This window comes from Rhizobium tumorigenes (assembly GCF_003240565.2).
GTDB classification, from domain to species: Bacteria; Pseudomonadota; Alphaproteobacteria; order Rhizobiales; family Rhizobiaceae; genus Rhizobium; species Rhizobium tumorigenes.
This window is the reverse complement of sequence record NZ_CP117255.1, coordinates 360,803-382,478: the sequence shown is the minus strand read 5'-3', so window position 1 is coordinate 382,478 and position 21,676 is coordinate 360,803. Positions and strand designations below refer to the sequence as shown.

General features: G+C 61.1%; 20 protein-coding genes. 7 read left to right on the top strand and 13 right to left on the bottom strand.

Annotated elements, in window-relative coordinates; all coding sequences use genetic code 11:
- Positions 1 to 106 precede the first annotated feature (106 nt).
- The 3 genes from PR017_RS01895 to PR017_RS01885 form a co-directional block, all read right to left on the bottom strand.
- The gene (locus tag PR017_RS01895) at positions 107 to 358 is read right to left on the bottom strand and encodes a DUF4170 domain-containing protein (protein WP_111217599.1); all 252 of its coding nucleotides are present in this window, start codon (positions 356 to 358) and stop codon (positions 107 to 109) included.
- A 59-nt stretch (positions 359 to 417) separates the two neighbouring features.
- On the bottom strand, positions 418 to 1,227 hold the full coding sequence (locus PR017_RS01890) for a 3'(2'),5'-bisphosphate nucleotidase CysQ (RefSeq protein WP_111217597.1): 810 nt from the start codon (positions 1,225 to 1,227) through the stop codon (positions 418 to 420).
- Positions 1,228 to 1,325: 98 nt separating this feature from the next.
- Positions 1,326 to 2,672, bottom strand: coding sequence for a TldD/PmbA family protein (locus PR017_RS01885; protein WP_111217594.1), 1,347 nt, complete (start codon positions 2,670 to 2,672; stop codon positions 1,326 to 1,328).
- A 119-nt stretch (positions 2,673 to 2,791) separates the two neighbouring features.
- Here PR017_RS01885 and PR017_RS01880 point away from each other — a divergent pair, with 119 nt between their 5' ends.
- Positions 2,792 to 4,597, top strand: coding sequence for a monovalent cation:proton antiporter-2 (CPA2) family protein (locus PR017_RS01880; RefSeq protein WP_111217592.1), 1,806 nt, complete (start codon positions 2,792 to 2,794; stop codon positions 4,595 to 4,597).
- Here the strand turns inward: PR017_RS01880 and PR017_RS01875 are convergent.
- Genes PR017_RS01875 through PR017_RS01865 form a run of 3 tightly spaced genes read right to left on the bottom strand, consistent with a single transcriptional unit; the run spans position 4,594 to position 8,157 of the window.
- Positions 4,594 to 5,463 carry a patatin-like phospholipase family protein gene (locus PR017_RS01875; RefSeq protein WP_164498233.1) on the bottom strand — a complete coding sequence of 290 codons (870 nt, stop codon included), beginning with the start codon at positions 5,461 to 5,463 and terminating at the stop codon, positions 4,594 to 4,596. The two genes, PR017_RS01880 and PR017_RS01875, sit on opposite strands and share 4 nt — an antisense overlap.
- 12 nt (positions 5,464 to 5,475) lie before the next feature.
- The gene (gene rsmD, locus PR017_RS01870) at positions 5,476 to 6,036 is read right to left on the bottom strand and encodes a 16S rRNA (guanine(966)-N(2))-methyltransferase RsmD (RefSeq protein ID WP_111217590.1); all 561 of its coding nucleotides are present in this window, start codon (positions 6,034 to 6,036) and stop codon (positions 5,476 to 5,478) included.
- A gap of 6 nt (positions 6,037 to 6,042) precedes the next feature.
- Positions 6,043 to 8,157 (bottom strand): pseudouridine synthase, encoded by a 2,115-nt coding sequence (locus PR017_RS01865; RefSeq protein ID WP_164498231.1) that lies wholly within the window; start codon positions 8,155 to 8,157, stop codon positions 6,043 to 6,045.
- A gap of 85 nt (positions 8,158 to 8,242) precedes the next feature.
- On the opposite strand from PR017_RS01865, the gene PR017_RS01860 reads away from it, so the two are divergent.
- On the top strand, positions 8,243 to 8,698 hold the full coding sequence (locus PR017_RS01860) for a nucleoside deaminase (protein ID WP_111217588.1): 456 nt from the start codon (positions 8,243 to 8,245) through the stop codon (positions 8,696 to 8,698).
- A gap of 16 nt (positions 8,699 to 8,714) precedes the next feature.
- Here the strand turns inward: PR017_RS01860 and PR017_RS01855 are convergent, their stop codons facing one another.
- Positions 8,715 to 9,344 carry a hypothetical protein gene (locus PR017_RS01855; RefSeq protein ID WP_111217586.1) on the bottom strand — a complete coding sequence of 210 codons (630 nt, stop codon included), beginning with the start codon at positions 9,342 to 9,344 and terminating at the stop codon, positions 8,715 to 8,717.
- A gap of 134 nt (positions 9,345 to 9,478) precedes the next feature.
- Positions 9,479 to 12,445, bottom strand: coding sequence for an isoleucine--tRNA ligase (gene ileS / locus PR017_RS01850; protein WP_111217898.1), 2,967 nt, complete (start codon positions 12,443 to 12,445; stop codon positions 9,479 to 9,481).
- Between the two features lie 291 nt (positions 12,446 to 12,736).
- Between ileS and parS the strand changes: the two genes are divergently transcribed.
- Both parS and PR017_RS01840 read left to right on the top strand, forming a co-directional pair.
- Positions 12,737 to 13,147 carry a type II RES/Xre toxin-antitoxin system antitoxin gene (gene parS, locus PR017_RS01845; protein ID WP_111217584.1) on the top strand — a complete coding sequence of 137 codons (411 nt, stop codon included), beginning with the start codon at positions 12,737 to 12,739 and terminating at the stop codon, positions 13,145 to 13,147.
- A 2-nt stretch (positions 13,148 to 13,149) separates the two neighbouring features.
- Positions 13,150 to 13,590, top strand: a complete 441-nt coding sequence (locus PR017_RS01840) for an RES family NAD+ phosphorylase (RefSeq protein ID WP_111217582.1) — start codon at positions 13,150 to 13,152, stop codon at positions 13,588 to 13,590.
- Between the two features lie 41 nt (positions 13,591 to 13,631).
- Here PR017_RS01840 and mctP read toward each other — a convergent pair whose 3' ends face one another.
- The 4 genes from mctP to PR017_RS01820 all read right to left on the bottom strand — a co-directional run bounded on the left by mctP (position 13,632) and on the right by PR017_RS01820 (position 17,276).
- Positions 13,632 to 15,107 carry a monocarboxylate uptake permease MctP gene (gene mctP / locus PR017_RS01835; protein ID WP_111217580.1) on the bottom strand — a complete coding sequence of 492 codons (1,476 nt, stop codon included), beginning with the start codon at positions 15,105 to 15,107 and terminating at the stop codon, positions 13,632 to 13,634.
- Positions 15,097 to 15,294, bottom strand: a complete 198-nt coding sequence (locus PR017_RS01830) for a DUF3311 domain-containing protein (RefSeq protein ID WP_111217578.1) — start codon at positions 15,292 to 15,294, stop codon at positions 15,097 to 15,099. The genes mctP and PR017_RS01830 overlap by 11 nt, the downstream gene beginning before the upstream one ends.
- A 131-nt stretch (positions 15,295 to 15,425) precedes the next feature.
- Positions 15,426 to 16,406, bottom strand: a complete 981-nt coding sequence (locus PR017_RS01825; protein WP_111217576.1) for a bifunctional riboflavin kinase/FAD synthetase — start codon at positions 16,404 to 16,406, stop codon at positions 15,426 to 15,428.
- Between the two features lie 21 nt (positions 16,407 to 16,427).
- Positions 16,428 to 17,276 (bottom strand): TIGR01459 family HAD-type hydrolase, encoded by an 849-nt coding sequence (locus tag PR017_RS01820; RefSeq protein WP_111217896.1) that lies wholly within the window; start codon positions 17,274 to 17,276, stop codon positions 16,428 to 16,430.
- Positions 17,277 to 17,588: 312 nt separating this feature from the next.
- Here PR017_RS01820 and groES point away from each other — a divergent pair, with 312 nt between their 5' ends.
- From groES to PR017_RS01805, 3 genes are all read left to right on the top strand, one after another.
- Positions 17,589 to 17,885: a co-chaperone GroES gene (gene groES, locus PR017_RS01815; protein ID WP_111217574.1), complete on the top strand. Its 297-nt coding sequence runs from the start codon at positions 17,589 to 17,591 to the stop codon at positions 17,883 to 17,885.
- Between the two features lie 66 nt (positions 17,886 to 17,951).
- A complete protein-coding gene (groL, locus tag PR017_RS01810; RefSeq protein ID WP_111217572.1) occupies positions 17,952 to 19,604 on the top strand; it encodes a chaperonin GroEL in 1,653 nt (550 codons plus the stop codon).
- Between the two features lie 720 nt (positions 19,605 to 20,324).
- Positions 20,325 to 20,768 (top strand): hypothetical protein, encoded by a 444-nt coding sequence (locus PR017_RS01805; protein ID WP_206423125.1) that lies wholly within the window; start codon positions 20,325 to 20,327, stop codon positions 20,766 to 20,768.
- A gap of 55 nt (positions 20,769 to 20,823) precedes the next feature.
- Here the strand turns inward: PR017_RS01805 and PR017_RS01800 are convergent, their stop codons facing one another.
- Complete coding sequence (locus PR017_RS01800) at positions 20,824 to 21,531, bottom strand: glutathione binding-like protein (protein ID WP_111217568.1); 708 nt, start codon at positions 21,529 to 21,531, stop codon at positions 20,824 to 20,826.
- Positions 21,532 to 21,676: the final 145 nt, after the last annotated feature.

Here is a 21,676-nt window from a genome sequence, read left to right as displayed (position 1 = left end):
GACTGGACTAAATAAAGTTTCAGCTCAAAAAGAGCAGTAAAACCAGATGCTTGGCAAATTTATGACTGACCCGCGGCAATCACGGCTGTATCAATGGTTTCCGCAATCAGCCTTTGGGAGAGGCTGAATCCTGCGGATCGAGCAGGCGATGCATGTGAACGATGAAATAGCGCATATGAGCGTTATCGACAGTCTGCTGTGCCTTGGCCTTCCAGGCCATGTGCGCACTGGCATAATCGGGGAAAATGCCAACGATGTCGAGGCCGCTCAGATCACGGAAGTTCACGTCGTTGAGATTTTCGAGCTCGCCGCCGAAAACGAGATGCAGAAGCTGCTTTTTAGCGCTGGAGTCAGTCATATCTGTCTTTCTTTCCTATCGCTCCCCCAACGCTCATCTGAGCGATTTTGGGTGAAAGGTCAACCGTCTCGTCGGGAGGCAAGCTGATGCAGGAATTCCGGCATCAGGGCCTCTCCGGCACCACAAAGTTCGGCGTGCTTGACCACGGCCTTGTTGTAGACAAGCAGGTCGCCGGCAAGGTCGACAAGCTGCCCGCCGGCACGCTGCAGGATCAGGTCGGCTGCGGCCAGATCCCAGTCGTGGGAATCGCGCTTGACCAACGTACCTTCCAGCCTTCCGTCGGCCACCATGGCGAGGCGGTAGGCGAGCGACGGGATGTGCTTGACGCGCTGGACGGTGCTGCGGAACGCCACGCCAAAGCCGGCAATCATGTCTTCAGCAGTTGCCAGCCGATGGACATCGCCGGCTCTTGGCTCGGACACCTTGAGTATATTGCCGTTCTTGAGCGCAGGTCCGTCGAGCCCGGCGACATAGAGTTCGCGGAGCGCCGGGGCAAACAGCACGCCGGCAACAGGGCGCCCGTCGGTGACCACGGCGACGCTGATGCACCAGATCTCCGAGCCGGCCAGAAACCCGCGCGTGCCGTCGATCGGATCGACGACGAACAACGTGCTGCGCTGGAGGCGATCGGATGCGTCGTCGGTCTCTTCGGACAGCCAACCGTAATCCGGCCGGGCCGCCTGCAGTACTCTCGAGAGCACATCGTTGGCGGCATAGTCTGCAGCGCTGACGGGCGATTGCCCACCATTTTTCCACCAGACTTCCGGAGACTGCCGGAAGAAGCCGAGGGCCACTTCGCCGGCTTCCTGGGCCGCCTGGACAATCAGGTCCAGGTCGCTTTCCCAGCTGAACGTTTCGCTCTCGCCCATGCTTTCGTTCCCGTAAGGCCCTAGGGCATCTCAGCGTTTCACGGAAACGCAAAAATACTCTATCTCTCTGTTTTTATGCACTTCCAAACACAAGCACTCTAGAGGCCGGCCAGCGTCATGCCTTCGATGGCTATGGTCGGCGCTGCCGTGCTGAAGCTCCGGTCGATATCGTTGGCCGGCGTGAAGCGCATGAACATGTCCTTGAGATTGGAGGCAATGGTCACCTCCGACACTGCAAATGTCAGTTCGCCGTTCTCGATCCAGAAACCTGTTGCGCCACGGCTGTATTCGCCGGTGATCATGTTGACGCCCTGGCCGATCAGTTCGGTGACGTAGAACCCGTCCTTGACGCTCTTGATCAGCTCTTCCGGCGGCATCTCGCCGGGCTCTAGCGCAAGATTGGTGGACGATGGCGTAACCGTTGTGCCGCCGCGAACGCCACGGCCGTTCGTCGGCATGCCGATTTCCCGGCCAGTCGAGGTTGACAGGAACCAGTGCTTGAGCACGCCATCCTCGATCATCACCAGACGCTGGCCGCTGACGCCTTCGCCATCGAAAGGACGGGAGGCGGAGCCGCGGACGATGAGTGGATCGTCGGTGATGGACATTCCGGATTTCAGCACCTGCTGGCCCATCTTGTCGCGGAGGAAGCTCGACTTGCGGGCGACCGAGGAGCCGTTGATGGCGCCGCCGATGTGGCCGACGAAGCTGCGGGCGACGCGGGGGTCGAAGACCACGGTGACATTCTTGCCGGTCGGCACCTGGCGCGGATTGATCCGTTTGACCACCCGCTCTCCGGCGCGGCGGCCGATGTCCTCGGCAGAATCCAGATCGGCAAAGTAGAGACGGCTGTCGAAATCGTAGTCGCGCTCCATGCCTGTGCCTTCGCCGGCGATGACGCTGACGGACCGGCCGAACCGCGAGCCCTTGTAGGCACCTTCGAAGCCGCGCGAGGTCACCAGCACCATGCCGCCCATCCCGGCCGAGGCGCCGGAGCCGGAGGACTTGCTGACGCCCTTGACGGCCAGACCGGCCTCCTCCATCGCCAGCGCGGCTTCGCGCAGCTGATCGGTGGAGACCTCAGTCGGGTCGTAGAGATCGAGATCTGGGTAGTTGCGGGCCAGCTTGTCGTCGTCCGCGAGACACGCAAACGGATCTTCCGGAGACACCTTCGCCATGGCAACGGCGCGTTCGGCCAGGACCTGGAGATCGAAACCCGGGTTGGCTGATACATTCGCGACCCGGTTGCCGACGAAGACACGCAGCGAAAAGTCATCGCTTTCAGAGGACTCCGTGCCCTCGACCTTGCCAAGCCGCACACTCACCGATTGCGAGCGGGAACGCACGACGACCGCATCGGCGGCATCGGCACCGGCCTTGCGGGCGAGATCTATCAGCTGGCTGGCGCGGGAAAGTAGTGTTGCGGAATCGATTTCAGAGGACATGAGTTGGCCTTTCCTTCGTCTTCCATTTATTGTGCAGTACCGAAAGCATCAAGGCCGAGCGTGTCGATTCTTGGGGCTCGACAGCATATGCACTGCCTACCCACGGAAAGATACAGACCATGTCAGCCCCTAACGCCTTCTTCACCGAAACGCTGTTGCTGCTCGGCGGCACCGTCGTTACGGCACCGATCTTCAAAAAGCTCGGTCTGGGCACGGTGCTCGGCTACCTCGCGGCCGGCGTCGTCATCGGTCCCGTGCTGCACGGCATCAGCGACGGTGAAGCCGTGCTCGGCGTGGCCGAGCTTGGCGTCGTGTTCCTGCTGTTCATCATTGGCCTCGAACTGAAGCCGACCCGGCTCTGGCAGATGCGCCGGGACATCTTCGGTCTCGGAAGCGCGCAGGTCATTTTCACCGGAATCGCATTGACGTTCGCGGCATGGCTGACAGGCATGGTCGACTGGCGCGGCAGTATCATTGCCGGCTTTGGCCTGGCGCTGTCGTCCACCGCCTTCGCGATGCAGATCCTAGACGACCAGAGCGATATCAACACCCGTTACGGCCAGCGATCCTTCTCGATGCTGCTGTTCCAGGATCTCGCCATCGTGCCGCTTCTCGCACTGATCACCGTGCTCGACGGGCCGAAGCAGGAAGCCCATCCCCTGACCGACCTTGCCATCGCTGTCGCCGCGGTTGCCGGCATGATCGTGGTCGGCCGCTATTTGCTGACGCCGCTGTTCCAGGTGATCGGCCGGACCGGCGCCCGGGAGGCGATGATCGCGGCGGCGCTGTTCGTCGTGCTTGGCTCGGCCACATTGATGCAAATGGCTGGTCTTTCAATGGCGATGGGCGCTTTTCTCTCGGGTGTGATGCTGGCCGAGTCCTCCTACAGGCACGAACTGGAGGCCGATATCGAACCGTTTCGCGGCGTGCTGCTGGCGATTTTCTTCATTGCCGTCGGCCTGTCGCTGCAGCTTCAGGTGATCTACGATCACGCATTTTTCATCCTCATGGCCGTGCCGGTATTGCTGGCGGTCAAGGCGCTGGTCATCTACGGCCTCTGCCGCATATCGGGCTCGTCGCATAACGATGCTATCCGCATCGCGTTGCTGCTGCCGCAGGGCGGCGAATTCGGCTTCGTGCTGTTCAGCACCGCGGCGTCCACGGGGGGACTGCTTTCGGACAGCACCGCCTCGCTGCTGATCGCCATCGTCACGCTGTCGATGGCGCTGACGCCGCTTGCCGTGGCGCTGTCGAAGCGGCTGATGACGGCCGATGCGCATGAAGAGATCGACGAGAATTTCGAGGGCGCCGGCGCCGATGTGCTGATGATCGGCTTTTCGCGCTTCGGCCAGATCGCCGCGCAGATCCTGCTCGCCGGAGGCCGCGAGGTAACGGTGATCGACTTTTCCGCCGACCGCATCCGGCAAGCGTCGTCCTTCGGTTTTCGCATCTATTTCGGCGATGGAACCCGCAAGGACGTGCTGCGCTCCGCTGGCATAGATCGCGCTAAGATCGTGGTCATCTGCACTCACACGCGGGAAATCACCGACAAGATCGTCGAACTGGTGCAGGCCGAATATTCGCATGCGCGAATTTTCGTCCGCAGCTACGACCGTATCCACTCCATTGCGCTGCGAAAAGTGGGCGTCGACTACGAACTGCGCGAAACGCTGGAATCTGGCTTGGTGTTCGGCCGACGCACGCTCGAGGAACTCGGCGTCGGTGAAGCTGAGGCGATGGCGATCCAGGAAGATATCCGCAAGCGCGATGAGCAGCGGTTGGTGCTGCAGACGACGGAAGGTCCGCAGGCCGGGGCCGACATGCTGTTTTCGAAGCCGGTCAAGCCGGAACCGTTGATCAAACCGAAGCGGTCGGTCGAAGTCATCGATGCCAGCGACGATCTCTCGGAGCCGGCGAGTATCTAGACCCGGCGAGCCGTCAGGATTTCGTCGAGCGCATATTTCAGCTCGTCCTTGATGCCGACGGACATGGCGAGGATTTCGCGAGCCTTGAGGAAATCCATGACGCCGATGCGCCCGACTGCGGGGCAGAGGAAGATCTGCGGCGGACGCAGGCGGAGCTTCAGGGCAATCGCCGTCTGCATCATCAACTGGCCGCTGCCGAACAGGCTTTCCATGCGGTTCGGCACATGGGTACCGTCACCATCCGGCGCGCCGACGACATCGACGCCGATGACGATATCGGCAAGATCCATCAGATGTTCGTAAGGCACCGGATTGATGATGCCGCCGTCGATCATGACGCGGTCGTTGCGCCGCACCGGCATGAAGACTGCCGGAATAGCCGCAGAAGCAGCCAGTGCCTGGATGAGGTCGCCCTCTTCGATGACCACCTCGGACTGCCCGTAGTAATCGGTGGCGATCACCTTCATCGGGATGCGCAGGTCGGCAAAATTATCCGGCACCTGATGCGGCAGGAAGGCACGTAGCACGCGCTCGAGATCGAACTGGCCGATCTTCAACCCGCGCACAGACTTTGGCCTCAGACCCCATATGCGGTTGGCGACTGCCTTCTTGTTGCCGATGCTGGAGAGAGCGTAGTCGCGGATTTCGATGCCGCTCATGCCAGACGCCATGCCCGCGCCCATGATTGCGCCGATCGACGAACCGGAAATGGCGACCGGCCGGATGCCGAGTTCGTCCAGCGCCTCGATGATGTGGATATGGGCAAGCCCACGTGCACCGCCGCCGCCGAAGGAAACGGCCAGAGAGGGCTGCGACGAGCTGTAGGCGTCCATGGTGTCGGTGATCTCGTCACCCAGTCTGGTCATCGTGTTCATAACTCAAGCCGGCTGGTAGCGGAAAAAGTGCATCTTGCTGTCGCCAAACGTTCTGACCTCCAGCAACACATACTCTGCGGGAGCGTTGACGACGATATCGGCACGCTCTTCGAGGATCGCAAGGGCGCCCGACACCAGCCAGCCGCCATCTGCCGCCGCTGCGAAGGCCTTTTCGCCGAGGCCATGGCCATAGGGCGGATCGGCGAACAGGAAGTCGAACGGCTCGAGATTGCCGACGCTGCCGAGATCGGTGGCGTCGCGACGCAGCATGCGCGTCCGGCCGTGCAGGCCGAGCGCATCGATGTTTTCCCAGAGGAGTCCACGCCCCTCGACACTGCTTTCGACAAACAGCACGTGACGGCAACCGCGCGAGGCACCTTCGAGGCCGACCGCGCCGGTACCGGCAAAGAGGTCCATCATGCGCGTCGCGTCGATCGCCTCGGGATAGGCGTGGCTCAGGATATTGAACAGGCTTTCGCGCGTCCGGTCAGCCGTTGGCCGGATCGCGTTGGACTTGGGCACGGCTAGAGACCGACCGCGAAACTCTCCGCCGACAATCCTCACCGTCCGTTAGCCCCTCTTGCCCTTCGGGCCGCCTCTTGGAGCACCCCCTGCCGGACGACCGCTGCCGGCGCCGTCGCGTGGCTTGCCGGAAAAGCTCTTTGCACCCGGCTTGCCCGCTGGCTTGCCGCCGAAGGATTTACCGGCTGGCTTGCCTGTATAAGGACGGCCTGCGGGCTTTGCACCGGCCGGCTTTTCGCCATACGAGCGCTCACCGGAGGGACGTTCAGTCCTTGCCGGACGTTCGGACCGCTGGTCGCCATCGAAGGACCGTGTCGGCCTGTCGCTTCTCGGCTTGTCACCAAAGGAACGTTCGCCCTGGGGACGTTCGCTGCGGACAGGACGATCGCCACGCGGAGCGTCGGAGCGGAACGGCTTTGCACGGGGACGATCCTCGCCTTCCGTGCGCGGCCTGCCGGTATAGGGGCGGTCGCCTTGCGGACGGGCGCGCTCGGGCCGCTCGCCACGAGGACGATCGCTTTGTGGACGATCACCGCGCGGTGGCCGGTCGCCGGAGGGACGATCGCCACGAGGTGCATCCGAACGGCTGTCGCTGCGGAAAGAGTTGGTCCGTGGGCGATCCTCGCCCTCGGTACGCGGGCGGCTCGGGCCACGCGGGCGGTCGCCAAACGGCTTATCGGCACGCGGAGCACGATCGCCAAATGGCTTGTCGCTGCGGGCCGGACGATCACCGAAGGACTTTGCGCCCTGGGGGCGGTCGCCGCGCGGGGCACGGTCGCCAAACGGCTTGTCGCCGCGTGGCGGACGGTCGCTGCCGGCGCTCTTGCGGCCGAAACCGCCGCCTTTGCCCTTGGCATCGTCAGTATCGTCAGTGGCGCGGATCCACTCACCTTCGCTGTCGCTGACGCGACTGACACGGACGCGCGGACCTTCATCCGGGCGCTCGGAGCCGGGGCGCACGCGCGGGCCACGGGTCGAAGGGCCATATCTTTCAAGATTCTTGGCAACCTTTTCGGCTGCCTTCTCGCCAAGAGGACGGGCGCCGGGCGCCATCCAGACATTGGCGCTGCGGCGCGGCGTCGTCATCGGTGCGCGCTTCGGACGGTCGTCGTCCTTGCCACGGGCACCGCCCTTGCTGTCTTCGCGCTTCGTATCGAGATGGCCACGGGCGGGAGCGCGCTTGTCGCTCGACTTTTCGCGCTTGACCCAGTCATCGCGCTGCTGCGGACGGGCAGCGGGCGCTTCGTCGTCGTCAGCGGCGTCGCCACCGGTGACATTGTAGATCGGCGCATCGAAATTTGCCTTGGCGTCTTCGACGAGGCGTGGACCGAGCTGGTCGCGGAGCGTTCGACCACGGACTTCGACGGCCTGGCCTTCCGGCAGGTCGCCGAGCTGGAACGGGCCGTAGGAAATGCGGATCAGGCGATTGACCTCGAGGCCGAGCACGCCGAGGACGTTCTTGATTTCGCGGTTCTTGCCTTCGCGAAGACCCATGGTGATCCAGACGTTGGAGCCCTGCACCTTGTCGAGCGTTGCCTCGATAGAGCCATAGAGCACGCCATCGACGGCGATGCCTTCTTTCAGCTTGTCGAGCGCGTCCTGGTCGATCTCGCCATGGGCGCGGACGCGGTAGCGACGCAGCCAGCCGGTGGTCGGCAATTCCAGCACGCGAGCAAGGCCGCCGTCATTGGTCAGCAGCAACAAGCCTTCGGTGTTGATGTCGAGGCGGCCGATGGACATGACGCGCGGCAGGTCGTCCGGCAGGTTGTCGAATACGGTATCGCGGCCTTCCGGATCGGCATTGGTGGTCACCAGGCCGGCAGGCTTGTGGTAGAGCCACAGACGGGTGCGCTCGATACCACGGATCGGCACGCCATCGACTTCGATCTTGTCCGTCAGGGTGACGTTGATGACCGGGCTGTCGAGCTGCACGCCGTTCAGCTTGACGCGGCCTTCCATGATCATCCGCTCGATATCGCGGCGGGAGGCGACGCCGACGCGTGCCATTACCTTGGAGATACGTTCGGCGTCATCCGGGATATTCGCCTTGGTGAGCTTCGACGGCGCAGGTTTTGCAGCATTGGTGTCTTCGCGCTTCGGCATCGGCTTATCGCGAAGAAAGGGCTTGGACCCAGGCCGCTTGGGCTTGTCATTGAATGTCATTTGATGTTTGCCTGAGTTTTTAGACCAAATTGGTCTTTGGCGTGTCCTATCAGGTCACGCCGCTTCGGTTAAGTGGAAAATCTTGATGGCGAGGACAAATCATTTCATGGCGCTGGCGCTGGATGAAGCCCGCGCCGCCGGACAGCGTGGCGAAGTGCCGATCGGCGCCGTGGTGGTTTTCGACAACACCGTCATCGCCAGGGCGGGCAACCGGACCCGGGAATTGAACGATGTCACCGCCCATGCCGAAATCGTGGCGATCCGGCTTGCCAGCGCAACGCTAGGCCAGGAGCGGCTGGTCGATGCCGATCTCTACGTGACGCTGGAGCCCTGCACGATGTGTGCGGCGGCCATTTCGTTCGCCCGCATCCGCCGGCTCTACTATGGCGCGGAGGATCCGAAAGGCGGCGGCATCGACAACGGCGTGCGCTTCTTTGCGCAGGCGACATGCCATCACAGCCCGGAGGTCTATTCAGGCCTCGCCGAAAGCGATGCCAGCGATATCCTCAAGGCTTTTTTTCAAGCCCGGCGCGGCGAATAGCGCTTTCAGGCTTCGATTACTGGAATGGCTTCCACCAGCTGCTCGACTGCTGGGCCGCCTCGGCATCCTTCAGCCGCTTCTTTTCCTTCTTCGATTCCGGCGTGCCGAGATCGTTGAGGGCGGCTGGGTCGGCAACCTGGCGATACTGCGCCGGAGGGTCGATGAGGTAACGGCGCTGGTCGATGTAGGTGCCGTCCTGCTGCTTGCGGGCCTCGCGGTAGGCGGCGGTCTGCTGCGCCTGCGTCATCTGGTTGGCGTGGCTATCGGAATAGACCAACGGCGAGCGGTAGGTGGCAGAATTCTTGTTGGCGTCTGCATCGGCAACGAGACGCTTGCGGGCGTCTTCAGGCGATTCGACCCAGTTCGGATTGTCAGAGGAAGCCAGCGACTGTTGCGGCTGCGTCAGGGTCGACCTGCCATCGGCCGGCGGCACCACCAGACCTGGACGCGGCGGATACTTGACGGCGTTTTCCTTGGGCGTCGCGGCAGAGATCGAGCCGATATCGGCGATGTCGTCGAACAGCTGTTCGCCCGATGTCTTGTCGGTGCCGTAGGTCGGGCTGCTCATGCAGCCGGACATCGCGCCGCAGCCTGCCAACAAAGCAGCCAAGCAGACGCCAACACGAACCCTATGCAACGCTTTCATGAAAACCCTTCCCAGCCGTGCCGGCGCACTCATTGCCCACCACGGTTCTACGCCCCTTCGCGCAAAACTTCGGCCAATTTCAGGCAGCTTTTACCGGATGAACGCCGTTAACGCAATTCATCCGGTAATTTTCTTCAGGCCAAAGCCGCCAATTCGCGCATTGCGGCGGCGTCTCGGGCGGAAATATCGGGATAGGCCGGGTCCGATCCGACGTCTTTGGTGATTTTCCACGAGCGGGCGCATTTGACGCCTTCGGCAAGCTTCTGCTCGACGGCGACCTTGGTTCCGTCCTCAAGCCGGAAGGCTTCTGCCGATCCCTCGCCTGCCACGACGGAAATATCCGAGGTGATGCAGATCTCGGCAAAGTCGAGACCTTCCAGCGCGGCCAGAAGCTCGGGATCGCCGACGTGGACGACGGGCGCAGCTTCCAGCGAGGAGCCGATGCGCTTGTCCTTGCGCTCGATCTCCAGCGCGCCGGTGACGGCGCGACGAACGGTGCGGACCTTCTTCCACTTTTCCGCAACTGGCTCGTTCGACCATTCGCCGGGAATCGCCGGAAACTGCTCGAGATGCACGGAGACAGCATTGGGATCGCGCGACAGCCATGCCTCCTCGGTGGTGAACGGCATCATCGGCGCGAACCACAGGACGAGGCAATCGAACAGCTTGCGGATGACATAGAGGGCCGCACGGCGTTTCGAGCTCGACGGCGCGTCGCAATAGAGCGCGTCCTTGCGGATGTCGAAATAGAAGGCCGACAGTTCGACATTGGCGAAATCGGACAGCGAGCGCACGATGCGCTTGAAGTCGAATTCGTCGTAGCCTCCTCGCACCACCTTATCCAGTTCGGACAGGCGGTTGAGCATCAGTTGCTCGAGTTCCGGCAGGTCCGCATAGGCGATGTCGTCGCCGTGATCGTGGGCCAGCGTTCCCAGCATCCAGCGGAGCGTGTTGCGGATCTTGCGGTAGCTGTCGATGTTGGTCTGGATGATCGTCTTGCCGAGACGCTGATCCTCCCAATAATCGGTGTTCATGACCCAGAGACGCAGGATATCGGCACCGGACTGGCCCATGACTTCCTGCGGGGTGACGGTGTTGCCGAGCGACTTCGACATCTTGCGACCGTCCTCGGCCATGGTGAAGCCATGGGTGACGACGGCGTTGTAGGGCGCGCGGCCACGCGTTGCGCAGCTTTCCAGCAGCGACGAATGGAACCAGCCGCGATGCTGGTCGGAGCCTTCGAGATAGACGTCGGCCGGCCATTTCAGGTCCGGGCGGTCTTCCAGCGTGAACGTGTGGGTGCAGCCACTGTCGAACCAGACGTCGAGGATATCGGTGACCATCTGCCAGCGGTCGCCATCATGCTCGTTGCCGAGGAAGCGATCCTTGGCACCTTCGGCAAACCACGCGTCGGCGCCTTCCTTCTCGAAGGCCGCAAGGATGCGCTCGTTGACTGCATCGTCCAGCAGCACGTTGCCTTCTTCATCGGCAAAGACGCAGATCGGCACGCCCCAGGCGCGCTGGCGCGACAGCACCCAGTCCGGACGTTGCTCGATCATGGCGCGCAGACGGTTCTGGCCGCCTGCCGGCACGAAGCGGGTCTGGTCGATGGCCTCCAGCGCGCGGATGCGCAGCGTTCTGCCGTCGTCCAGCTCCTTGTCCATGTAGACGAACCACTGCGGCGTATTGCGGAAGATGACCGGCTTCTTGGAACGCCAGGAATGCGGGTAATCGTGCTTGATGCGGCCCCGGGCAAAGAGATTACCGGCAGCGATCAACGCCTCGATGACGCGCTTGTTGGCATCACCCTTCTTGCCGTTGTCGTCGAGCACGCGAGCAGCACCGCCTTCGGCAGAGGGGCCGAAACCGAACGCATCCTCGGTGTAGAAGCCAGCGTCATCGACGGGGAACGGAATCTTCGACGAGATACCACGTGCTTCCAGCTGGCGCGCATTCGCCATCCAAGCCTCGAAGTCTTCGCGGCCGTGGGACGGGGCTGTGTGCACGAAGCCGGTACCGGCATCGTCGGTAACGTGGTCGCCGTCGAGAAGGGGGACGGCGAAGGTGTAGCCCATGTCAGCCAAAGGATGGGCGCAGGTGATGGCGCCTAGGTCTTCGCTTGACACACCGCGCAGGCGCTTGAATTCCAGCTTTGCCTTGGCAAATGCATCCTCAGCCAGCTTGTCGGCAAAGATCAGCTTTTCACCAGGCCGTGGGCCAAAATCATTGGCGGCGGCGGTGACCTCGTAAAGGCCGTATCCGATCTTGGACGAATAGGAGATCGCGCGGTTGCCCGGGATGGTCCACGGCGTGGTTGTCCAGATGACGACAGAGGCATCTTCTAGGAGATTGCGCTCATTCACGATCGGTAGGTTTGCATTTGCTGCGGAGAGCCACTCAGCCTTGGCGGCACCTTCCACTGAGTCAACCGGAAACTTCACCCAGATCGTGTCGCTCTCGACCTCGTGGTATTCGACCTCGGCCTCGGCCAGCGCGGTGCGCTCGACCACTGACCACATGATCGGCTTGGAGCCGCGGTAGAGCTGGCCGGACTTGGCGATCTTCAACAGTTCGCCGGCGATGCGGGCTTCCGAGTGGAAGGCCATCGTCGTGTAGGGATTGTCGAAATCGCCCTCGATGCCGAGACGGCGGAATTCTTCCGACTGGATGTCGATCCAACCTTGCGCAAAGTCGCGGCATTCCTGGCGGAATTCGTTGACCGGGACCTCGTTCTTGTCCTTGCCCTTCTCGCGGTATTTTTCCTCGATCTTCCATTCGATCGGCAGGCCGTGGCAATCCCAGCCGGGCACGTAGTTCGCATCGAAGCCGCGCATCTGGAATGAGCGGGTGATAACGTCCTTAAGCACCTTGTTCAGCGCATGGCCGATATGGATGTTGCCGTTGGCATAGGGAGGGCCATCGTGCAGGACGAACTTTTCGCGGCCGGCGGCAGAAGCGCGGAGCTTCTTGTAGAGCCCCATCTGCTTCCATTTCGCCGCCATTTCCGGCTCCTTCTGCGGCAGGCCTGCGCGCATCGGGAACTCGGTTTCGGGGAGGTAAAGGGTCTTCGAATAGTCGATCTTTTCGGGCGTATCGGTCATTGTGCTGACAATCGTCTCTTGCAGCCCCAAGCGGGCGCATCCAATCGGGAAATTTTCGGTGGCGGAGGAGCGCTTGGGGAAAGCGCCAAAAACCCGGACCTTCCGGCAGCTAATGCGCGCGGAAAGCCGGGCCTATAATTCGTATCGCTACTGCCAGCCAAAATTGGGTCATTACCGCCGGTTCATAGGCGGTTTTCGGGGGAAAAGGAAGAGGTTGGCAGCGGCGAAAGCGACGATTGAAGATTTGGCCATTTGCGCGTATGATGACTGGCAAATGGCACGGAGGAAATTATGGCGAACCTTTCCAGTCAGCGCAAAGCCTCTTTCGAGGAAGAAATACTAACGACTGCGGCCGGCACCGCACTCGCGCGTTTTGACGCTCGGTCCGTCGAGCAGTTGAAAGGCTATGGGTTTTCCATGGACGAGATTTATCGGTTCGTGGCGCCGCGCCGGACACTTGCCCGACGGCTTGAAAACAATGAGCGCCTGACCCTTGCCGAGACAGATGCTGCACAGCGGATACTGAGAATAGGCGAACTTGCCGATCGCGTATTCGAAGACCGCAAAAAAGCGCAGAGTTGGCTGCGAAAGCCCAGTCGCGCCTTGAACGGCATCGTGCCGCTCGACTTGCTGATCTCTGAAACTGGCGCGCGGCTCGTCGAAGACGAGCTTATCAGGATCGAGTACGGGATTTACAGCTGACGATGTATCTTTGGCGGATATCCAAGTTCGCAGATCTGTCAGGCAAGGGCGGCGCGTTGAGATCAGGCCGCTGGCATAAGCGCGGCACGCTAGTCGTCTACGCCTCCGATCATCCTTCGACTGCGTTGCTCGAGGTGCTGGTTCACGTGGATTTCGAAGAGTTTCCAGCCAGCTACACGCTGTTGAAAATCGCCTGCCCAGACGAAATACCTGTTCACACGATTGGGCGTGGTGACACCGACCTAGACCTCGACGATTTGCAGAGCACTCAAATCCTTGGCGACAGTCTGCTGAAGGAAGGCAATGTCTGCCTGATGTCCGTGCCGAGCATTGTCATGCCAGAGGCAAACAACATCCTGATAAACCCGCAACACCAAGCAGCCGGCCAGATACAAATAGAGGCTGTCATGAGCTATCCGCTCGATCACCGCTTCCGCCGCTGAATGGCCGCGGGCGTCGCCGCCCACGGCTCAGGCTCTTTCCGTCAAGCTTGTGCGGTGGCCCTGCCCCTGGTGACAGCGTTCACCGCCGAAGCGACGACGATGTTGGCGGCTAGCGCCAGCAGGCCGATGTAGATCGTGACGGGCGCCCCGCCGAGGCCGATGGCTTGCATCGGCTTCCAGCCGTTGATCCACACCAGGTAGGTGCCGCCGAAGAAGCCGACAAACCAGCCGGCGAGCAGGCCCTGCGCCCGGAACCAGTTGGTGTAGAGGCCGAACACCAGGGCCGGCAGGGTCTGCAGGATCCAGATGCCACCGAGCAGCTGCAGGTCGAGGGCGAACTGCGTCGGCAGGAACAGGATGACCAGCAGCGCGCCGACCTTGACCACCAGCGAGGCGATCTTGGCGACCTGCGCCTCGCCCGCATGGCTGACATCTGGATTGACGTAGGCCTTCCAGAAATTGCGGGTGAAGAGGTTGGCGGCGCCGATGCTCATGACGGCCGCAGGCACCAGCGCACCGATGGCGATGGCGGCGAAGGCAAAGCCGGTGAACCAGCTCGGGAACAACGACTGGAACAGCGCCGGCACGACTTCGTTCGGGCTGGAAACGGTGAGATGGGCGGCGTGGGCCATGTAGCCAAGCAGCGCCAGCAAGCCGAGCAGCAGCGTATAGGCCGGCAAAAGCACGGCGTTCTTGCGGATGGTGTTGCCGCTGTTGGAAGCGAAGATGCCGGTCAGCGTGTGCGGATACATGAAGGCGGCAAGTGCCGAGCCGAGCGCGAGGCTAGCATAGGCGACATACTGGTTGCTGCCAAGCAACAGGCCGCCGGAGCCCTTCGCCTGGAAATCGGCGTCGGCTGCGGCAAAGACGCTGGCGTAACCGCCGAGCTTCATCGGAATGGCGGCGACCGCGACGATCACCACGATATAGATCATGATGTCCTTGACGAAGGCGATCAGCGCCGGCGCACGAAGGCCGGACGAGTAGGTGTAGACCGCAAGGATGATGAAGGCGATGGCGAGCGGCAGTTCGCCGTGCAGGCCGAGGGCCTTGAGCACGACGGTCATGCCGACCAGCTGCAATGCGATATAGGGCATGGTGGCGATGACGCCGGTGATAGCCACCGCCAGCTCCAGGGCTCGCGAGCCGTACTGGCCGTGGACGATGTCGCCGGCCGTGACATAGCCATGGTCCTTGGCGCGCTTCCAGAGCACCGGCATGACCATGAAGACGAAGGGATAGACGACGATCGTATAGGGCAGCGCAAAGAAGCCATAGGCGCCGACGGCATAGACGAGCGCCGGAACGGCAATAATCGTGTAGGCGGTATAGAAATCGCCGCCGACGAGAAACCAGGTGATCCAGGTGCCGAAATTACGGCCGCCGAGGCCCCATTCGTCGATATGGGCCAGTGTCTCCGGCTTGCGCCAGCGGGCGGCGACAAAGCCCATGACGGTGACCAGTGCGAAGAAGAACAGGAAGACGGCGAGCGCCGTTGGATTGATCTCAGTCGTCATGGCGCGTGCTCCGGTAGGCGATGTATGTCAGCAGGGCCGTGAGCGGCACCCAGAGCAGCTGGTACCAGTAGAAGAACGGAAACCCGAAGAGCACCGGATCGCGAAAATTGTAGAACGGCACCCAGAGGAGCCCGATGTAGGGAATGACGAGCAGCCAGAGGGCTGCCTTTCCGGAACGTTTGTCCATGATGAGCAGTGCCTTTCGGACATTTTAGCGCGGCGATTCCGCTTCTAGAATGCTCAAGACATAAACGCTAAGCTTGGCTGCGCAAGCAATTTTGCCTTACAAACCCCACAATTCGATGGCGCGGCGCAGCATCAGGAATTGAGGATATGGTCGAGTTCCCCGAGCGGTGCGACGCCTGACAGCAGCGCCCGCGCCTCGGCCTCGTCGTTGCGCATCTGGGCGATCAGCGGCTCCAGTCCGTCGAACTTCAGCTCGGGCCGCAGATAGCCAAAAAACGACACCGAGCAGTGCTGCCCGTAGAGATCGCCGCTGAAATCGAACAGAAAGGTTTCGAGCAGAGGCGCGCCATTCTCGGTCACGGTCGGGCGGCGTCCGTAGCTGGCAACACCATCGTGGATGACACGGTCGGCAGTGCGGAAGCGCACGGCATAGATGCCGTTGCGCAATTCAGTTTCCGGTGGCAACCGCATGTTGGCAGTGGGATAGCCGAGCGTACGCCCGAGTTTTTCGCCACCGATGACGTCCGCTTCCACGAGGTAGCGGTAGCCGAGCAGACCGGCGGCCTCGGACATTTCACCGTCCACCAGCAATGCGCGGATACGGCTCGAGGACACCACCTCGGCATTCTCGTCGCGAAAGGCATCGATCAGCGTCACGCCGAAACCATGGCGACTGCCGGCATTCATCAGGAAGGCCGGACCGCCTTCGCGCCCGTGGCCGAAATGGAAATCGAAGCCGGTGACGACTTCGGAGGCGCCGAGCCAGTCGATCAGGATCGTGCTGACGAACTCGTCTGCCGAGCGTTGCGAAAATTCGCGATCGAACGGATATTCGATGACGGCGTCAAAGCCGAGCGCCTCGAGAATGCGCGCCTTCAGCGGCGCAGGCGTGAGGCGGAAGACAGGCTCGTCGGGGCGGAACACCGAGCGGGGATGCGGCTCGAACGTCAGCACCAGTGCCGGAACGCCGCGTGCCTTGGCAATCTCCAGCGCCCGATCCAGCACCGACCGGTGGCCACGGTGTACGCCGTCGAAATTGCCGATGGCGATCACGCCGCCGCGCAGGTGCGCCGGCAGTTGTTCACGGGTCTCGTTTCGATGAAAAACGGTCATAGCGTCAATATCCAGACTGTTTCAGGCGAGCGTCGGCATCCACCATGTCGGTGACGCCTGCTCCCTGTCCAGGAAGGCATGCAGGATCGCTTCATCCGCCTTGCCGTCAATGGTGTATTCGCCGGCGTGGATCCCCTGGCTGATATAGAGCAAGTCCAGACCGTAGCCGAGTGCGCCCCGCACGTCCGTCGGCATGCCATCGCCGATGGCCACGACACGCGACAGATCGAAATCGCCGCGCACCTCGCGGGCGGCCGCAAGGCTCGCCTCATAGATCGGCCGGTGCGGCTTGCCGGCGACGCGGGTCTCGCCGCCCATCTGGTTGTAATAGGCAGCCATGGCGCCGGCGCACGGGATCATCCTGTGACCGCGCTCGACGATCAGATCCGGATTGGCGCAGATCATCGGCACATTGCGTGCCGCAAAGGCCTTCAGCATGTCGGTATAGTCTTCCGGGGTCTCGGTCTCGTCGTCGAAGAAGCCGGTGCAGACCACCGACTGCGCTTCGTCGGCGGAAACCCGCTCGACGCCGAGGCCCTCGATCAGGGCGACATCGCGGTCCGGGCCAAGCAGAAACACCGACTTCGGACCCTCGGCGATCAGCGTGCGCGTGACATCGCCCGATGTGACGATACGGTCATAGGCACCGTCCGAAACGCCGATGGTCCGCAACTGCTCGACGACCTGCGGCGAGATGCGCGGCGAATTGGTGATCAGCACCACGGTCTGGCCTCGCCCGCGGGCGGCCTCCAGCGCTGCAGAGGCATCGGCATTGGCCACGACGCCGTTGTGAAGTACGCCCCAGACGTCGCACAGGACGACGTCGTAGGCGCTGGTGAGATCGCGGAGGCTATCGATACGCTTGGCCATGCCGTTGTTCTTCCGGTAAAAGACGTTGCGGCTGACATCGCAAACCAGCTTCAAGATTACAAGTCTGAAAAAGCACCGCTCGTCATGAACGCCGAATTGCCGCAGCCGGACGCGCTTGCGCAGCCGCAACTGGTTCGGGGAATTCTTCCCGCGGGTCACAATTCCGGTACAAAAATTCACTATCGCTGTTCTTGACTCCCGCGACAGCCGTCCCTAAATGCAGGTCGTTAGCACTCGCTGAGGCTGAGTGCCAACACTACCCATACGGATCCCCCGTGGTCCGTGAATGTCATTCGATCGAGGGATTAGACAATGGCAACCACCAATTTCCGTCCGCTGCACGACCGCGTCGTCGTTCGCCGCGTCGAATCTGAAGCCAAGACAAAGGGCGGCATCATCATTCCTGACACCGCCAAGGAAAAGCCGCAGGAAGGCGAAATCGTCGCTGTCGGCACCGGCGTTCGTGACGAATCCGGCAAGGTTATCCCTTTGGACGTCAAGGCTGGCGACCGCATCCTGTTCGGCAAGTGGTCGGGCACTGAAGTCAAGCTCGACGGCGAAGACCTTCTCATCATGAAGGAAGCCGACATCATGGGGATCATCGGCTGATCCAGCCGGTTTTCTTCATCAACAATTCCATAAAACCAATTGGGCATCAGCCCGGGAGTTTTTAACATGGCAGCTAAAGAAATTAAGTTCGGCCGCATTGCGCGCGAAAAGATGCTGCGCGGCGTCGACATCCTCGCTGACGCAGTGAAGGTCACGCTCGGTCCAAAGGGCCGCAACGTCATCATCGACAAGTCCTTCGGCGCACCGCGCATCACCAAGGACGGCGTTTCTGTCGCCAAGGAAATCGAACTCGAAGACAAGTTCGAAAACATGGGCGCCCAGATGGTCCGCGAAGTTGCTTCGAAGACCAACGACATCGCCGGTGACGGCACCACGACTGCAACCGTTCTGGCCCAGGCCATCGTCCGCGAAGGCGGCAAGGCTGTGGCTGCCGGCATGAACCCGATGGACCTGAAGCGCGGCATCGATCTTGCTGTTGCCGAAGTCGTCAAGGACATCGTCTCCAAGGCAAAGAAGATCAGCACTTCGGATGAAGTAGCCCAGGTCGGCACGATCTCTGCCAATGGCGAAAAGGAAATCGGCCAGTACATCGCTGAAGCGATGCAGAAGGTCGGCAATGAAGGCGTCATCACGGTTGAAGAAGCCAAGACCGCCGAAACCGAACTCGAAGTCGTCGAAGGCATGCAGTTCGACCGCGGCTATCTCTCGCCTTACTTCGTGACCAATCCTGAAAAGATGGTTGCCGAACTGGAAGACGCTTACATTCTCCTTCACGAGAAGAAGCTCTCCAACCTGCAGGCAATGCTTCCGGTTCTCGAAGCTGTCGTTCAGACCGGCAAGCCGCTCCTCATCATCTCCGAAGACGTCGAAGGCGAAGCTCTTGCAACGCTCGTCGTCAACAAGCTGCGCGGCGGCCTGAAGATTGCTGCTGTCAAGGCTCCTGGCTTCGGCGACCGCCGCAAGGCAATGCTCGAAGACATCGCCATCCTGACGGGCGGCACTGTGATCTCCGAAGACATCGGCATCAAGCTCGAGTCGGTTACGCTCGAAATGCTCGGCCGCGCCAAGAAGATCTCGATCACCAAGGAAAACACGACGATCGTCGACGGTTCGGGCCAGAAGTCCGACATCGAAGGCCGCGTCGCGCAGATCAAGGCACAGATCGAAGAAACCACCTCTGACTACGACCGCGAAAAGCTGCAGGAACGTCTTGCCAAGCTCGCTGGCGGCGTTGCCGTCATCCGCGTTGGCGGTGCGACCGAAGTTGAAGTCAAGGAAAAGAAGGACCGTATCGACGACGCGCTGAACGCAACGCGCGCTGCCGTACAGGAAGGCATCGTCCCAGGCGGCGGTACCGCACTTCTGCGCGCCTCTGTCGTCCTCAACATCAAGGGCGCCAACGACGACCAGACGGCCGGCATCAACATCATCCGCAAGGCTCTGCAGTCGCTGGTTCGCCAGATCGCAGAAAATGCCGGTGACGAAGGCTCGATCATCGTCGGCAAGATCCTCGAAAGCAACACCGACAACTACGGCTACAATGCCCAGACCGGCGAATATGGCGACATGATCGCCATGGGTATCGTCGACCCGGTCAAGGTTGTCCGTACGGCTCTGCAGAACGCAGCCTCGGTTGCCTCGCTGCTGATCACCACCGAAGCCATGATCGCCGAAGCTCCTAAGAAGGACTCGGCTGGCGGCATGGGCGGCGGAATGGGCGGCGGCATGGGCGGCATGGGCGGCATGGACATGATGTGATCCTTCGGATCACCGCACTATCGAGAGGGCGGCCTTCGGGTCGCCCTTTTTTGTTGTCCGCCGCCTACAAAGGGCTGGAGGACCAGGTTCCAAGGTTCAGCCTTAGATTGCGTTCACACGCGTCCCCTCACTGTCAGGGCATGCGGTCAGCAGGCTGTCCGGGGTTTTCGGTGGATTGAAGATGCCCCGCGAACCAACCGCCGTTCATAACGACAAACCCTGCCGATGGCGGGCATTCATAGCGGCAGGGCCATGTCTCGTGCAGGGTACCTGCTTCATTGGCAGTGCCGTCTGACTTCCTGCAGTTGCACACGACCAGATCGAAGCCGCTTTATGCTGAACAGGGAGCGATCATTAAGTATATGCTTTAACACGCACATACGACGTTTTTCGTTGTTTGGCCCATTGCTGTTTTCAATATTTCTTCTATAAAACGGACCCTGATGAACTAGGACGTGATAACGGCAGGTTATCCGCAAATGACCTTCGATCTGACCTATTTGCAGTCTAAAGATGCTTCGCGGCTCTCGCAGTGCAGCAGCCGCTTCTTGAGCTTTACGATTTTCAATTGACTTGTCCTGTCCGCAATGCCTGAGATTACAGTAGTAAGGCGCTGCATCAACTAAAAATCATCCGCTTTTCTATCTAAGGCGAGACGGAAAATATACAATCTGATAGTGTACTTGGCCAGGGAGTGGCTGTACGGGAGTGGGAAACGTTTTGTTTAAGATTGCCAAAGCCAATCTTGCGGCGCCTTTCATCGAGGGATCCCGTGGTATCGAGGAAGACCATGATCTAATGAGCCAATTTTGCGTGTCCGAGCGCTGGATCGGCGATCTCGCAAGTGGCGTGATAAAGCTCGGCAGCCTCAGCACGATACTACACGGCCTACACATGACGGAGTGCGGCCTGCTGAACCTCATGCGCTGCTACGACAGCCGCGACCATTCCCGGATTCTCGAACTTTTCGAACAGGCCGCGACCTCGTCTTCCTCGTTCTGTTTCTCCACAACCGTGCTTGCCGAAGGTGGACAGCGGCAGCCGGTTTTCTGTATCGGCGAGTCGATCGGCACCGAGGAGCGCTACTCCGGCAGCATGGTCGGCGTCTTCCTGTTCCCGCGATTCAAGATCGGCGCATCCGAAAGCACGGGGAGCCGCCAGTAAACGCTGCGGAACCAGCGCAACGGTGCCAGTTCCGCGAATGCCGCCAATAGCCGGATCAGTCACGCTTCGGAATTTCGAGGCCCTTCTGGCTGGCCGGACGTGCCGTGGCACGCGCTACCCAATCCATGACCAGCGGGAAGTCGGCAAGGCCCAACACATCCTTGCCGCCGTAGAACACGTCGACGCCGCGCACCCATGGGAAACAGGCGATATCGGCGATGGTATAGAGATCGCCCATCAGCCACTGCCGACCCTTCAGGCGTTCTTCCAGAACCCCCAGCAAGCGCTTCGTCTCGTCGCGGTAACGCTCGACCGGGTAACTGTTGTTGGCGACCTTGTCGGCGGCATATTTGAAGAAGTGGCCGAACTGCCCGAACATCGGGCCGATGCCGCCCATCTGGAAAAACACCCACTGCAGAACATCGTAGCGGCCCGCAGCATCTGTCGGCAGGAGCTTGCCGGTCTTTTCGGCGAGGTAAACCAGCATCGCACCAGACTCGAACAGGCCGATCGGCTTGCCGTCGGGTCCATCTGGATCGATCATCGCCGGAATGCGGCCGTTCGGGTTGAGCGACAGGAATTCAGGCGTCTTCTGGTCGTTGGTCCCGAATGAGACAAGATGCGCCTCGTAAGGCAGTTCCAATTCCTCCAGCGCGATGGAGATCTTCACGCCATTCGGCGTCGGCAGGGAGTAGAGCTGGATGATATCGGGATTGTTCGCCGGCCAGCGGCGGGTGATCGGGAAGGAGGACAGATCTGCCATGGAAATTACCTTTTTGGATATGTCTGACGGGAAACGATATCATAACCTGCCGGCGCGGTTTGCAAAGTCAACACGCACTCATCGCGTTCACTAATTGCGAACGAAGCGTCTTTGATCGTTCATCTTTTCAACGGGCGTAAAATAG